Below are 14566 nucleotides of genomic sequence, written 5' to 3' on the forward strand. Positions count from 1 at the left end.
CAATCCTATCAAATTTCTTTACGTACACCGGAATATTTGGCTAGCTCGATGATTTTTCTTGCACGATCAATAATCGGTGCATCAATCATTTTGCCATTTAAAGAAACAACACCTAGCCCTTTTCTTTCGCCTTCTTCTGCTGCTTCAACCACTTTATGGGCGTTTTCAACTTCCGCTGCGGTTGGTGCATAAGCATTATGTAGCAGGTCAATTTGTCTAGGATTAATTAATGATTTACCGTTATAACCCAATTTTTTGATTAAACTTACTTCTTTTAAGAAGCCTTCATCATCATTAACATTAGAGTAGACAACATCAAAGGCATCAATACCGGCAACCCGTGCTGCATGTAATACTGCACAGCGAGCATAAAATAGCTCAGTACCGTCACCACGTTCAGTTTGCATATCAACTAAATAGTCAAATGCCGCAAGCGCAATACCAATTAGACGAGGTGATGATTTTGCAATTGAAACAGCGTTAACAACCGCAACAGCTGATTCGATTGCTGCCATAAGTTTGGTGCTACCGACTTCACGTCCGCACTCTTTTTCAATTCTTTCAACGTGCGCTTCTAATTCGTGAATATCTTCAGCTGAGTTGGTCATTGGTAAACGAACAACATCAACACCAGCTCTAACTACAGCTTCTAAATCTTTTAAACCAAATGGAGTATTAAGTGCATTAATACGAACAACAGTTTCAATACCGTGCTCTTTATAGACTGGTAGGCGTAAAGTTTGTGCTACTAATAAACGTGCTGAATCTTTTTCTTTAATTGAAACGGCATCTTCAAGATCAAACATGATTGAATCGGGTTTATAAACAAAAGATGTCGATAACATCGCAGCGTTTGCGCCCGGAAGAAACAACATACTTCGACGTAATTTTTTCATAGTAATTTACTCCAATCTAAGTTCTCTTCTTCTGCACCGCGTAATACTGCACATTGCACTCTAGCTTTGATCGCACAATCGAGGGCACCTTTGTCATCGATAATAATTAAACCATCTGTTACGCCTAATGCGCTTAAGGTTTGATCGACAACAGCACGAATTTGATCGCCAAATTGTTTGTTAACATCACTGTTAATAACAACCTCGATTCCAGTGTTAGGCATGACTTTTACTAACAAATCGCTCGATTCGAGAGTTCCTGCCATGGCTTCTTTTTGTATTTTCATTTTGTTACCTTTAGAAACGAATTAAATTTTCAAATTATCCAAATGGGTAGAAAGATAATTCCATGTAGTTGCGGGTACTAACTTTTTCACCTCATCATAATTTTTCAACGATAGTAATTTTCGAACTAATGATGCTGAAATGATGTCTTCGCCTTCAATCTTGCGTTCAACTTCAACCACGGTTACCGTTGGAGAGTTGCTAACTGTTGCATCTTCAAGCCAATGGCACATCGCTTGATTATAAGCTTTAGTCACTTCGCTATAAGGCTCAGTGCCCACATAACGATGAGTAATATTCAAAGCGGGTGCTATATAGTTTCGGAAAATTAATAAATCGATGCCCATATAGGCATAATCGATTTTAGTTTTATCTTTTAAAAAATAGGTTGGGAACGTTGCTCTTGAAATAATATAGGATGAACTTGCATGTACCGTCACATTTTTGATGTGGGCAGAACCGTCTTTTACAAGCTGTAAACGGGTTTCGAATGAGAAGATCGATGCATCTTCATTGACCACAAAAACATGTAACCAATCACATTGGCTTGCTGCATATTCGATTAAATATTGATGCCCTTTGGTAAAAGGGTTGGCATTCATCACAATACTACCAATTTTAGAGCCAGAAACCGACTGTTCATGTAATTTTTTACAATACTGTTTGATACCAACAGGGGTATTTTCCATTAACACAACCAGATCTGATATCTCAACAATGGGATAAAAACCACATCCTCTAAAGAAATCTTTATTTTCAGGTTTGGTGTATAAAAACAGATGAAAATAACCCTGCTCGTTGGCATATTTAATGGTGTGATCCATTAAAGTAAGATTAAGTTGATTACCTCGATAATCAGAATCAATTGCAACACATTTAATAATATTACGATCAATTCCGGCACAAGCGATGATGTTGTTATTGATTCTCGCTACCATAAATAAAGTAACTTGCGAATCAATATCCAGATCAGAACGAGAAAGTAACTGTTTAATAGCTTGATAATCCTGCGCTGAATCAGCGATATTAACAACACTATAATCAACTAAATCGTACATACATTTACCTTTATTCTGCAACAACAAAGTTAGTCAGACGCCCAATATGGGTGATCTCAACTTCGATAACATCACCATCTTTCATAAATACTGGTGGATTACGTTTTTTACCCACCCCGCCAGGAGAACCGGTCAAAATGACATCACCCGGTGATAATTTAGTAAAAGTACTGATATAAGAAATTAATTCCGGTACGGTGTGAATTAAATTGCTAATTGAATCGTGTTGCATTTCTTGACCATTTAAATACGTGGTTAACGATAATGCTTTCGGATCCGGTATTTCATCGGTTGTAGTTAAACATGGTCCAAATGCGCCGGTGCTTGGCCAGTTTTTACCTGCGGTAAACCAAGTATATTGCCAGTCACGCACAGAACCATCCATGTAACAGCTGTAGCCAGCAACATGAGATAGTGCATCTTCTTGTTTGATGCGGAATCCTGCTTTACCAATTACAATGGCCAATTCGCCTTCGTAATCAAGTTCGTTAGTAATAGCGGGTTTGATAATATTTGTTTTATGTCCAGTTTGTGAATCAGGGAAACGGACAAACAGTGTAGGTGCTGAGCTGGTTTCATTAAATTCTGCTCGCTTTTCCGCATAATTCATGCCTACACATAAAATTTTATTTGGATTAGGAATTACAGGTAAATAGGTAATATCTTGTTCATCTATGTCACTTGGGGCATTAAGGTAAGTTTTGGCATTTGCTAAACCCGCTTCATCGGCAAGCAATGATTTTAAGTCGACATATTTGTCACCTAATTTATTTTTTAAATCAATAATGCCGTTCTCAGTGAGAATACCAAAACTTGATTTGCCAGAGACCAGATAACTGACAAGCTTCATGAATACTCCTTAAAAGCTATTTAAGTTAATTGTTAAAACATCATAAAAGCGAACAACCTTAGCAGAACTAAGGTTGTTGTTTGAAATATAAATTTATACTAAGAAATTGCCGAGAATAAGTAATGACACTGACACGTTAATTGCACCACCGATACGAGTAGCAATTTGAGCAAATGGCATTAATTCCATACGTTCTGCTGCGGTTAAGATTGCAACGTCACCTGTTCCACCTTGACCACTTTGACAGCATGAAATAACCGCTGCATCAACAGGATACATACCTAATTTCTTAGCGACAAAAAAGCCAGTAGTAACGAGACTAACAACTGTACAAACAATGACAACCAAGTTTGTAATAGTGAATGCTGCAACGATTTTTTCCCAAGGTGTGATAGCAACACCTACAGCAAATAAAATAGGATAGGTTACAGATGTTTGGAAGAACTTATAAACTACTTGCGAACCACTTAATACTTTTGGTGAAACACCTGACACTAGTTTAACAAAAACTGCGGCAAATAGCATCCCTACTGGTGCAGGAATTCCGGTTAATTTGTGTCCAATCATACCAATCATGTAAAGAAGCGCTGCTAGTAAAACACCTGAAGCGAAAGTTGTTACATCAATAACGCCATCTGCTTTAGCTGCTTTTTTGGTTTCTAACGCATCTTCTTCAGATGCCGGTAATAAGCGACCATTACCAGTTAAGTGCGGGTAAGCTTTACCAATGCGGTTAAGGATACCACCACAAATAATACCGGTTAAACCACCTAACATAACAATAGGTAATACACGACCTAGCGCATCGCCTTGATCCATATGTAAAATAGCGGCATAACCAATTGAAAGCGGAATCGCCCCTTCACCAACACCACCGGCCATAATAGGTAATACAAGGAAGAAGAATGTTTCAAAAGGTGTTAAACCAAGTAAATAGCCAACGCCAACACCAACTAACATACCGACAATTTCACCGCATACCATTGGTACGAAAATTTTCAAGAAACCTTGAATTAAGGTCTTTTTGTCCATATTCATAATACTACCAACGATGATACAACAAATGTATAGGTATAGAATATGGGTATCTTTATAGAACTTTGTTGTAGCGGCAACAACAGGTTGTGGCAAAATACCATAGTAAACTAATGCCGATGGAATGAACGTTGCACAAATTGCGGCTGCGCCCATTTTACCAACGATTGGTAAACGTTTACCAATTTCGCCACATAAGAAACCGAAGAAAGCACAAGTTACCACCATAACGACAATTTCGCTTGGTAACTTACCGGTAACTAATACTTCTGTAAATATTAGAATACCTGCTATAATAAACAACGGAAGCGGGATAACACCAATTTTGTAGTCATCCATAAGTTTCCACCAGCCATAAGGCCAAAAGCCTTTCGGCTGTTCTTCGGTAATTTTCTTAGTTTCGGCTGTATTATTCTGCGTCTTTCCAACTGAATTGAAATCCACCATATTTTTTTTATCTCCAAAATGATTTTTTAGCTTTGTTTGAATGGCGCATATAGTGACAAATATTTATTTTCAATTTTGTGATATAAATCATAAATTAAGTGTGGTTTTTATGGTTTTAAAGGCTCTATGTTTTTTAATGCTGTGTTACACTCCTAAACGTTATGTTAAGAAATGTTAAGTATAAAAATGCGAAATAAAATACAATTTTCTTTTACCAACAAATTGTTTTTATCTCTTTTACTATTTTCGTTAATTGTGTTGGCGCTTTTACAAAGTTATATCTGGAATGTAACTGAAGCGTCTTTATATCGAAGTTTAGGAGATAAAGCGCAAATTCAAGCTCGAGAGTTAGCTGTCATTCCGAGTTTGATCCAATATGTTGAACAAAAAGATACCAACAAAATATCTGAATTAGTATCTGATATTTTCCAACAAAGTGATGCAAGTTATATTGTTATTGGCGATGCTAAGGCTTATCGTCTGTTTCATACTGCCAATAACGACATCTATTCACCCATGGTTGGTAATGATAATGAAGAAGTATTAAATGGTAATAGTAGTACCACAATCAGCCGTGGTTCTTTAGGTCTCGCATTGCGAGGCAAAGCCCCGATTATTAATAAAGGCAAAGTTATCGGTATTGTTTCAGTGGGCTATATGATTGATGATATCTATGCTTTACATAAAAAGCAATTTATTCCGTTTATTATTTTTTGCTCATTGTTGTTTATTGCGTTATTTATTTTTTCGCTCTGTTTTGCCCGGGCGATCAAAAAACAGATGTTTAATTTAGAGCCAAAAGAGATTGCATTACTGGTCAAAAGCCAAAAATCGATTATGGAATCAATCTTTGAAGGTATTATAGCCATTGACCTTAATTATAAAATTATCAATATTAATCAGTCAGCTCGAATAATGCTTGGTATTAATGTTAGTGATGAACAGCTACTGAATCATGATTTATGTGATTTTATCAAATCCAGTGATTTTATTTATGGAAAAGATAATCAACTCAAAGATATACATGATCAAATATGCTACTTTAATAATATTAATGTTATTGCTAACCGAATTCGCATAATCGTTGATGATAATATTCAAGGTTGGGTGATTACTTTTCGTAATTTTAATGATATTAATGTTTTGAGTATGCAATTAACGCAAGTTACTCAATACGTTGATAATTTAAGAGCTATCCGACATGAGCACTTAAACTGGATGGCGACGTTGTCAGGATTGATTTATATGGAACGTTATGAAGAAGCGCAATCATTCATAGCATTACACTCAGCGGATAACCAATATAACTTAGATTTTATAACTAAGCATTTTCAAGTACCGGCGGTGTGCGGTTTATTAATTGGTAAATATTCTAAAGCGCATGAAATTGGCTTAAAACTGGTGTTCGATCCTGCCTGTCAATTAAAAACGTTACCCGTTATGATAACCGAAACGGAATTTATGTCGATATTAGGTAACTTACTTGATAATGCCTTTAATGCAGCGCTAAAAAACCCGAATGGAAATAAAACAATTCATCTATATTTGAGTGATGCAACCGATGAGGTTGTTATAGAGGTGAGCGATCAAGGTTGTGGCGTTGATGAAAACATGCGAGATTCGATATTCGAACCCGGTGTGACTTCACAAGATGCGAGCGAACATGGTATCGGATTACACCTTGTTTCAACGTATGTCAAAAAAGCAAATGGTTACATCACCTTTGAGGATAATCAACCTTATGGCACCATTTTTTCAGTTTTTATACCCAAGTAGTAAAGAGGAGAGATTATGCATGAGATAAAAGAAAATACCATTAAAGTTCTTATTGTAGAAGATGAGCCTATTTTAGCAGAATTAAATGCCGAATTTATTCAGAGAGATACAAAAGTTCAAGTCATTGGGATTGCTTCTAACTTGCAAGAGGCAAAAATTATGGTCGAAAAGTTAAAACCGACCTTAATTTTGCTCGATAATTATTTGCCGGACGGTAAAGGTATTGATCTGTTTGAATATATTATCAATAACAATCTTGATAGTTATGTCATTTTTATTACAGCGGCAAGTGATATGGATACGTGTAGTAAAGCGATTCGCTTTGGCGCATTTGATTATTTAATTAAACCGGTATCATACCAACGGTTAAAACATTCATTAGAGCGTTTTGAACTTTTTTTATATCGCCAAAGTCTACAAAAACATGTTAATCAAAGACGAATTGACGAGTTATTTAATTTGCAAACTAAAGATTTTGTCGATGTTAATCGTCATTCAAAAGGTATTGAAGAGATTACCTTACAAAAAGTAAAAGATCTGTTTTTAAAAACTGATAAAGCATTAACGGTTGATGATATTGTTGCAAATGCTCAAATAAGTAAAACAACGGCCAGACGATATTTAGAATATTGTGTACAAACTAAGTTGTTAACTGTAGAACTTAACCATGGAAAAATTGGTCGCCCGGAAAGGTTGTATAAACGTCTGGGGAAATAATCATTTCGATTTAACGCTGTTTTTATAGTTGTAAATCCTACTATAGATATAATTGATAATTATATAAATATGCTTATTTGTTATTTTATCCACTAAATATTTGATGCTAGATTGAACTTATCCGATGTGGGATAAATCAAATTTGTAGTAGCAAATAGAAGGGGTAAAAATATGTCTATAGCAATAGGAAAAGTAGTAACAACTGAAAATAACGAAATCAGTAAAGATGGCGCTTTTGTTCGTCAAACTAACCGCTTTAATACTCCTTTTGGTAATGAGCCTGGCATGCTACCGGTGGAAGCTGGGCGTTATCGTTTAATTTGGGCTGCAATTTGTCCTTGGGCACATCGTCAGATGATAGCTATCAAATTATTGGGGCTGGAAGATGTTATCAGTGTCGGTAAAGTCAACCCGGTAAGAACGGAAAATGGTTGGGAGTTTTCGTTAGATAAAAATGGTGTTGATCCGGTGCTCGGTATCCGATTTCTACCCGAAATATATGCCAAAACCGATCCAGAATATAATGGACGAGCGACCGTACCAACGGTTGTCGATGTCAAAACTGGCAAAGTGGTTAACAACGATTATTTTAATCTAACCTACTATTGGGAAACCCAATTTAAACCCTTTCATAAAGCTGGCGCCCCGGATCTCTATCCGGAAAAATTGCGAGCTGATATTGATGCATTAAATAATGTTATATTTCATGAAGTGAATAATGGCGTTTATAAAGCCGGGTTTGCCCGTTCCCAAAAAGCCTATGAAGAGGCTTATCACCTCGTATTTAATCAGCTTGATAAACTCGAACAACGTTTAAGCCAATCACGCTATCTGTTTGGCGATCAAATTACCGATGCCGATATTCGGTTATATGTGACATTGGCCAGATTTGATGTGGCCTACTATAGTGCATTTAAAACCAATCGGAATCGAATCATTGATTTTCCAAATTTATGGGCTTACGCCAGAGATCTTTATCAGATCCCAGCCTTTGGTGAAACAACCGATTTTCATGCAATTAAACAGGGCTATTTCTTAAGTAACAATGCGCATAACCCTTACGATATTTTACCTTTGGGGCCCGATGTCAGTAATTGGCACACACCACATAACAGAGATAAGATTTTTACTTCAAACAGATAAAATTTACTGGGGTAGTGATGATGCCAAATATTTTAGATTTTGGATTAATATTCACCCAAATTCCAACGTTACTGGCATATTTGCCGGTAACCTTGTTTATAACCGTGTTTTCGATGTTATTCGGTGTCATGTTGGGGCTGGTTGTTGCTGTCATTAAGATGCATAAAATACCGGTATTATCGCAATTGGCGGCGATTTTTGTTTCGTTCATCCGTGGCACGCCTTTGCTAGTCCAGCTCTATTTGAGCTTTTACGGTATTCCTGTTTTATTAAGGTATGTCAATTATCTATATGATACTAATTACAATGTCAATGGTATATCGCCGATGATATTTGTACTTATTGCCTTCTCATTAAACGAGGCCGCTTATAATTCCGAAACGATTCGAGCCGCATTACAATCGGTCAATAAAGGACAAATTGAAGCAGCACAATCGCTAGGCATGACCTATAGCCAGTTACTGCGCCGAATTGTTATTCCCGAAGCGTTTCTTGTTGCTTTACCAAATTTAGGTAACACGTTGATTGGTTTACTCAAAGGGACTTCATTGGCGTTTGTTTGCTCTGTCACTGAAATGACCGGTAGGGGCAAAACGCTTGCCGGGCATAGTTATCGATATTTTGAAGTCTATATTTCATTAGCCTTAATTTATTGGGGATTGACTATTATTATTGAGTTAATGGTTAAGTATTTAGAAAAGCGCTTAACCATTTCCGATAGTGCCAATACCCCGAGTTATCGTCGAGGGAAATTATTATGATTGAGGTAAAAGATCTTACATTATCATTTGCGCAAAACCTCATTTTGGATCACCTTAATTTTCAGATTAAACCTCATGAAATTGTCGCTATTATCGGTGCTTCCGGTGCCGGTAAATCAACTTTATTACGCTGTTTAAACTTATTAGAAAAACCGCAGCAAGGTTACATTGAGATTGATAATGTCGGGTTGGACGTTAGCCAGATAAAACGGCGTGACATAGTTAAATTTCGTCAGCAAACGGCTATGGTATTTCAACAATTCAATCTGTTTCAGCAAAAAAATGCCTTAGAGAATGTAATGGAAGGTTTAATTATTGTTAAAAAATTACCGAAAGCTCAAGCTCAACAGATAGCGTATGAAAAATTGGTTGAAGTTGGATTAAAAGAGCGCATTTATCATTACCCTAAGCAGTTATCAGGTGGACAACAACAACGGGTTGCTATTGCCCGCGCTTTAGCCATGGATCCCAAAGTTTTATTGCTTGATGAGCCAACTTCGGCCTTAGATCCCGAATTGGTCGGTGAAGTGCTGGCGACAATCAAAATGGCTGCAAAATCGGGTATTACCATGATTTTAGTCTCACACGAAATGAGCTTTGTGCATGATATTGCCACCCGGGTACTGTTTTTAGATAAAGGACAAATTATTGAAGATAGTTCACCTCAGCAAATGTTTTCTAATCCTAAACAACTCAGAACCAAAGCTTTTTTAGCCAGATATTATTCTTCAATACAAGTTGATTATGAAATTTAAGGAGTGAAAGGAGCAACAATGAATATTGTGATTCAACAACATTGTCAAGCAATCAACTGGCAAGAGGTTGCTGATCTGCTGGCCTTTTATGGTTTAAGTTCGCTTGATGCTAACACGCAAGAGCAAGTATTTAAGCGAAGTTATGCCGTAGTTTTTTTACTGGAAAATGGGCAAGTTGTTGGCGTTGGACGGGCATTATCTGACGGCATTTGTCAGGCGGCAATTTATAACGTAGCGTTAGCCAAACATCTGCATGGGCAAAAGTATGGTCGATTGATTGTTGAAAAGTTGGTAGAGCAAGTAAAACACTGCAATATCATCCTTTACACTCATCCCCAAACCGTCGAATTTTATCGTAATTTAGGGTTTGATTTAATGAAAACCGGCATGGCACGTTATCAAGCCGATCATCGAACAGAAATGAAAAATATGGGCTTTATATAGTTGAAAGATTGTTTTAACAACTTTCAGAAAATTAATCTAGTTGTGCGAGGGAATTATTTATGTGCTACAAAAAATGGTATGGTTTATTGCTATTGGGCGTATTGTCGTTAGTCGGTTGTGACAATCAAACTTCAACAACTGCAACCACAGGTAAACAAAAGATTGTTATTGGCACCTCGGGTGCACCTAGCCCCTTTACCACGGTAGATGATAAAGGCGAGCTGGTTGGCTATGATATTGATGTGGTAAAAGCGGTATTTGCTCAGCTACCGCAATACGAGATTAGTTTTGAAATCACTGAATTTCCTTCCGTTTTGGCTGGGTTAGATTCGCAACGTTATCAAGTGGGTGCCAATAACTACGCAATGAATGAAAAACGTAAAGAAAAGTATTTCTATTCTGATCCGATTTTCAAAAATCAATATGTGATTGCTGTAGCAAAAAACAATCAACAGATTAACGGATTTAGTGATCTAAAAGGCAAATCAACCGAAGTTTCACCGGGGTTAAATTATGCCACTGCCTTAGAGTCTTATAATGAACAAAATCCAAATAATCCGGTCAAAATTGTTTATAGTGAAGCCGAGTTATTGCCGGTATTGCAACATGTTGAAAGCGGGCAGTATGATTTTCAATTAATCGATAAAGTCATGTTGGCGCAATATATCAATGAACACCAGCTGAATCTTAAAACGATTGAACTAAGCAAAGAAGATGCTGAACGTATCGCATCCCCATACAGCTATTTGCTTATCAGTAAAGGGGCACAAGGGCAGCAGTTAACTCAGGATATTAATCAAGCCATACAAAAGATAATCCAAAATGGCGAATTATCAAAAATTAGCCAACACTATTTTGGTGCTGATTATTCACCTAAGTAAGTTTTTTGATAACAATTTGTTGAGTTAGGCTAGGGAAAGATAGCCGGTTTTAATCTGAAAGATTTTAGCTTGATAAAGATGACGCTTTTAAAGCGTCATCTGGCAATAAAATCGCTCTTTAGTTAATAACTAGTCGATAATGCCATTGTCCTTAATCACTTTTTGATACCAATAAAAACTATCTTTTTTGATACGATTAAGGGTTTTTAAATCATGGTCATCTCGATCAACATAAACAAAGCCATAACGCTTTTTAAAGCCTTGATGAGAGCTTAATAAGTCGATCACTGACCATGGACAATAGCCAAACAATTCAACGCCGTCTTCAATGGCATCATGGCAGGCTAAAATGTGGGCTTTGATATAATCGATCCGATAATCGTCGTGGACTTTATTATCAGCGGTTAATACATCGGGTGTACCTAAACCATTTTCTGTAATAATCATGGGTAAACGGTATTGTCGATAATATTCATTAAGCACTAAACGTAATCCCATAGGGTCGATTTGTGCGCCATAAGTTGACGCCGTTAAATTTGGGTTTTTCTCGATTTTAAAATAGCCATAAAGGTTAAAATCGATATCGTTCTCTTTAGTACCAAATGGATGCGCTTCATCTTCCGGTAAATAGCTGGCAACTAACGTACGATAATAGTTAACCGCAATGAAATCGGGTTTTGCCTGTTTTAAAATTTCGGCATCTTCCGCTTGCGTGATAGGATAGATACCACAGCGGTTAAGATAGTTTTTATAATAACCGGGATAATCACCAAAACAGTACATTTCAAGGGCATAATTGGTTTTGAAATTGTCATTCATTTTCGCTGCCCAAACATCTTTAGGCTTATTACTGGCCGGATAAGTCATCGTTGAGGAAACAGCCGGTCCTACTTTACTGCCCGGGATCAAATCATGGCAATCATTGGTTGCCATAGCATGAGCAACGAACATATGATAATCCATTTGCGCTCTGACTTTTTCAGCATCTTGAGGCGCAATGTGATACATATTCATTCTTTCGTTAACCCGAATCATTAGATTTTGTTCGTTATTAATCTGCCAATGTTTGACCCGATCGCCAAACGCTTGATAACAGATTTGCGCATAACGTCTAAACGCATCAACACAGCGGCGATCTTGCCAACCGTTATATTTGTCGACTAAAGCAAAAGGCAAGTCAAAATGATAAAGTGTAATAAAAGGTAAGATATCATTTTTTAAAAGCTCGTTGATCACTCGATTATAAAAATCGATACCAGCTTGATTAATTTGTCCGTCACCGTCCGGAATGATTCTTGCCCATGAGATTGAAAAGCGATAGGTTTTGAGTCCTAATTGTTTAAATAAAGCGATGTCACTTTCTACATGATGATAAAAATCACTGGCGACTTTGCTATCGGCTTGTATAGCTGAACGTTGGAAGGAATTATAATCTGCAACAGTCATTCCTTTACCGTCAGCATCCCAGCCACCTTCAATTTGAAATGCCGAAGACGATGCTCCCCACCAAAAATCCTTAGCAAACGTTTTCATATGTTAACCTCTAAACTTGAATAAATAATAAATTGTCTTGATAACTCACTTCACTTTGTTGCGTAGTTTCAACGCTTTTATATTGTTGTGAATCGACGATGATAATCGATGTTGTTAAATCATAATTTTTCTGTTCAATGCGATGAATATCAAACGACACGATTTTACTGCCTTTAGTAATATGCTCACCCGCTTTAACATGCGCTGTGAAATATTCGCCTTGTAGATTAACCGTATCAATACCGATATGAATTAAAAGTTCAACCCCATTATCGAGTTTTAAACCTATCGCATGTAAAGTAGGATAAAGCACCGTCACAGTACAATCAGCCGGTGCGATAACTTCGCCTGTTTGTGGGTATATTGCAACCCCTAATCCCATTGAGCCGGAGGCAAACACTTCATCTTTGACCTCGTTTAATGGCACAACCCGCCCTTCGATTGGCGCAGCAATGGCATCATCGGTTGTTAAGTTATTTTTAGTATTAGGCGCTGTTTTTATTGAATCTTCATCGTTTGGAATATCGTTAAAACCAATCATCATTGTCATTAGGCAAGAACCAAAAAAAGCAAAAACAATGCCGATTAAGTAGCATAAAAATGCTTTACTGCCCGCTTCAGCATAGACCGGAATAGTTAATACGCCTTGATTGGCAAAAGCGGTACCGTAAGAGCCACCCCAGCCCATAAATCCGCCAGCAATAGCACCGCAAATGACAGCGCAGATCATCGGTTTTTTCAGTCTTAAATTAGCACCATAAATCGCCGGCTCAGTAATGCCAAACAGGGCGGTAATGGTAGCGGATGCGGCAACAGTCTTTAGGTTTTTATTCTTCGTTTTAAAAAATACCCCTAAGGCAGCGCCAGCTTGCGAAAAGTTCGCCGCTCCGGCGAAGGCTAATAGGTTTTGCCGGCCAGTTTGCGCAACATCATTGATGCCAATTGGTACAATTGCACGATGCGCACCAAAAATAACTAAGATACACCAAATGCCGCCAATAAAGGCACCTAATAAAATAGGGCTCACTCCCATAATGTAGTAATAGATCCAGTTAATAAATTCGCCGATATAGATTCCAATAGGTCCAAAAATTAGCAATGTTGCAGGTATCATGATCAACAAAGAAAATGTTGGAACCATAATTATTTTTAAGACTTCTGGGATGATATATTCTAAGAATCTTTGCACATAACTTAAAATAAACACCGCTAAAATAATTGGAATAACGCTTGAAGTATAACTGGCTTTAGTTAGTTCGATAGCAAATAAAGTCACCTCATTTTTGCTTGCCATTAAGCTCACGATTGAAGGGTAACATAGTGTTGCCCCTATAATCATGGAGATAAATTCGTGCGCTTTAAACACTTTAGCGGCGGTATAGCCTAAAATTATCGGCATGAAATAAAAAACAGCATCCGATGCCGCATGTAAAATGGTATAGGTGCTATAGGTTTTAATATCGGTTTGATAGTAGTATTGACCAATCATTACAGCAACGGCCAAAATGCCTTTCAACATGCCCGATGCCGCAATAGCGGGAATAATTGGCGTAAAAATGGCAGCAAATGCATTGAGTATCTTTACCCCAATTGAGACTTTAGGGGCAGGTTGATGATGTTTTGTTGATTTGTCGATTAACGGTGTGAGCGCATCATAAATGTGTGTGACTTTGTTGCCTAGCACAATCTGATATTGTCCACTGCTTTCAACCACCGATATCACCCCTTCGGTTTGCAGTAACTTTTCACGATCTGCCTTGTTATTATCATTTAATACAAAGCGTAAACGCGTAAAACAGTGGGTCACACTAACGACGTTTTGTTCGCCACCCACGAGCTTTAATATTTGTAGCGCAATTTTTTGATAATCCATTATTTTCTCCATTGCTAAAAGAATGGTTAAACACTAATAAAAGACAAAATAGACTAAATGTTGGTAACAAGTAATATCAGTTATCGTATGATGTCTGAAATTATTGATGTTT

Annotated in this window: 14 protein-coding genes; 7 read left to right on the forward strand and 7 right to left on the reverse strand. The window is 37.3% G+C overall.

Annotated elements, in window-relative coordinates:
* Window positions 1-8: 8 nt before the first annotated feature.
* From citE to J3U37_RS05415, 5 genes are all read right to left on the reverse strand, one after another.
* Window positions 9-896 (reverse strand): citrate (pro-3S)-lyase subunit beta, encoded by an 888-nt coding sequence (gene citE / locus J3U37_RS05395; protein WP_220218973.1) that lies wholly within the window; start codon window positions 894-896, stop codon window positions 9-11.
* Complete coding sequence (gene citD, locus J3U37_RS05400) at window positions 893-1183, reverse strand: citrate lyase acyl carrier protein (RefSeq protein WP_220218974.1); 291 nt, start codon at window positions 1181-1183, stop codon at window positions 893-895. Before citD ends, citE begins: the two co-directional genes overlap by 4 nt.
* A 21-nt stretch (window positions 1184-1204) precedes the next feature.
* Window positions 1205-2239 (reverse strand): [citrate (pro-3S)-lyase] ligase, encoded by a 1035-nt coding sequence (gene citC / locus J3U37_RS05405; protein WP_267373693.1) that lies wholly within the window; start codon window positions 2237-2239, stop codon window positions 1205-1207.
* A gap of 10 nt (window positions 2240-2249) precedes the next feature.
* On the reverse strand, window positions 2250-3089 hold the full coding sequence (locus J3U37_RS05410; protein WP_220218976.1) for a fumarylacetoacetate hydrolase family protein: 840 nt from the start codon (window positions 3087-3089) through the stop codon (window positions 2250-2252).
* A 93-nt stretch (window positions 3090-3182) separates the two neighbouring features.
* Window positions 3183-4571: a 2-hydroxycarboxylate transporter family protein gene (locus J3U37_RS05415; RefSeq protein WP_220218977.1), complete on the reverse strand. Its 1389-nt coding sequence runs from the start codon at window positions 4569-4571 to the stop codon at window positions 3183-3185.
* A 186-nt stretch (window positions 4572-4757) separates the two neighbouring features.
* Here J3U37_RS05415 and J3U37_RS05420 point away from each other — a divergent pair, with 186 nt between their 5' ends.
* From J3U37_RS05420 to J3U37_RS05450, 7 genes are all read left to right on the forward strand, one after another.
* Complete coding sequence (locus J3U37_RS05420; RefSeq protein WP_267373695.1) at window positions 4758-6347, forward strand: ATP-binding protein; 1590 nt, start codon at window positions 4758-4760, stop codon at window positions 6345-6347.
* 24 nt (window positions 6348-6371) lie between these two features.
* On the forward strand, window positions 6372-7064 hold the full coding sequence (locus J3U37_RS05425; protein ID WP_370634049.1) for a response regulator: 693 nt from the start codon (window positions 6372-6374) through the stop codon (window positions 7062-7064).
* A 171-nt stretch (window positions 7065-7235) separates the two neighbouring features.
* A complete protein-coding gene (locus J3U37_RS05430) occupies window positions 7236-8207 on the forward strand; it encodes a glutathione S-transferase family protein (protein WP_220218980.1) in 972 nt (323 codons plus the stop codon).
* 20 nt (window positions 8208-8227) lie between these two features.
* Complete coding sequence (locus J3U37_RS05435) at window positions 8228-8968, forward strand: amino acid ABC transporter permease (RefSeq protein WP_220218981.1); 741 nt, start codon at window positions 8228-8230, stop codon at window positions 8966-8968.
* On the forward strand, window positions 8965-9723 hold the full coding sequence (locus J3U37_RS05440; protein WP_220218982.1) for an amino acid ABC transporter ATP-binding protein: 759 nt from the start codon (window positions 8965-8967) through the stop codon (window positions 9721-9723). The genes J3U37_RS05435 and J3U37_RS05440 overlap by 4 nt, the downstream gene beginning before the upstream one ends.
* Window positions 9724-9741: 18 nt before the next feature.
* Window positions 9742-10167, forward strand: coding sequence for a GNAT family N-acetyltransferase (locus J3U37_RS05445; RefSeq protein WP_220218983.1), 426 nt, complete (start codon window positions 9742-9744; stop codon window positions 10165-10167).
* Between the two features lie 59 nt (window positions 10168-10226).
* Window positions 10227-11048, forward strand: coding sequence for a transporter substrate-binding domain-containing protein (locus J3U37_RS05450; RefSeq protein WP_267335518.1), 822 nt, complete (start codon window positions 10227-10229; stop codon window positions 11046-11048).
* Between the two features lie 129 nt (window positions 11049-11177).
* Here the strand turns inward: J3U37_RS05450 and J3U37_RS05455 are convergent, their stop codons facing one another.
* On the reverse strand, window positions 11178-12581 hold the full coding sequence (locus tag J3U37_RS05455; RefSeq protein ID WP_267373697.1) for a glycoside hydrolase family 1 protein: 1404 nt from the start codon (window positions 12579-12581) through the stop codon (window positions 11178-11180).
* A 10-nt stretch (window positions 12582-12591) separates the two neighbouring features.
* Window positions 12592-14454, reverse strand: a complete 1863-nt coding sequence (locus J3U37_RS05460; RefSeq protein WP_267373699.1) for a beta-glucoside-specific PTS transporter subunit IIABC — start codon at window positions 14452-14454, stop codon at window positions 12592-12594.
* Between the last annotated feature and the right edge of the window lie 112 nt (window positions 14455-14566).

The sequence above is a fragment of the Gilliamella sp. B3172 genome (assembly GCF_026536465.1).
Lineage (GTDB): Bacteria > Pseudomonadota > Gammaproteobacteria > Enterobacterales > Orbaceae > Gilliamella.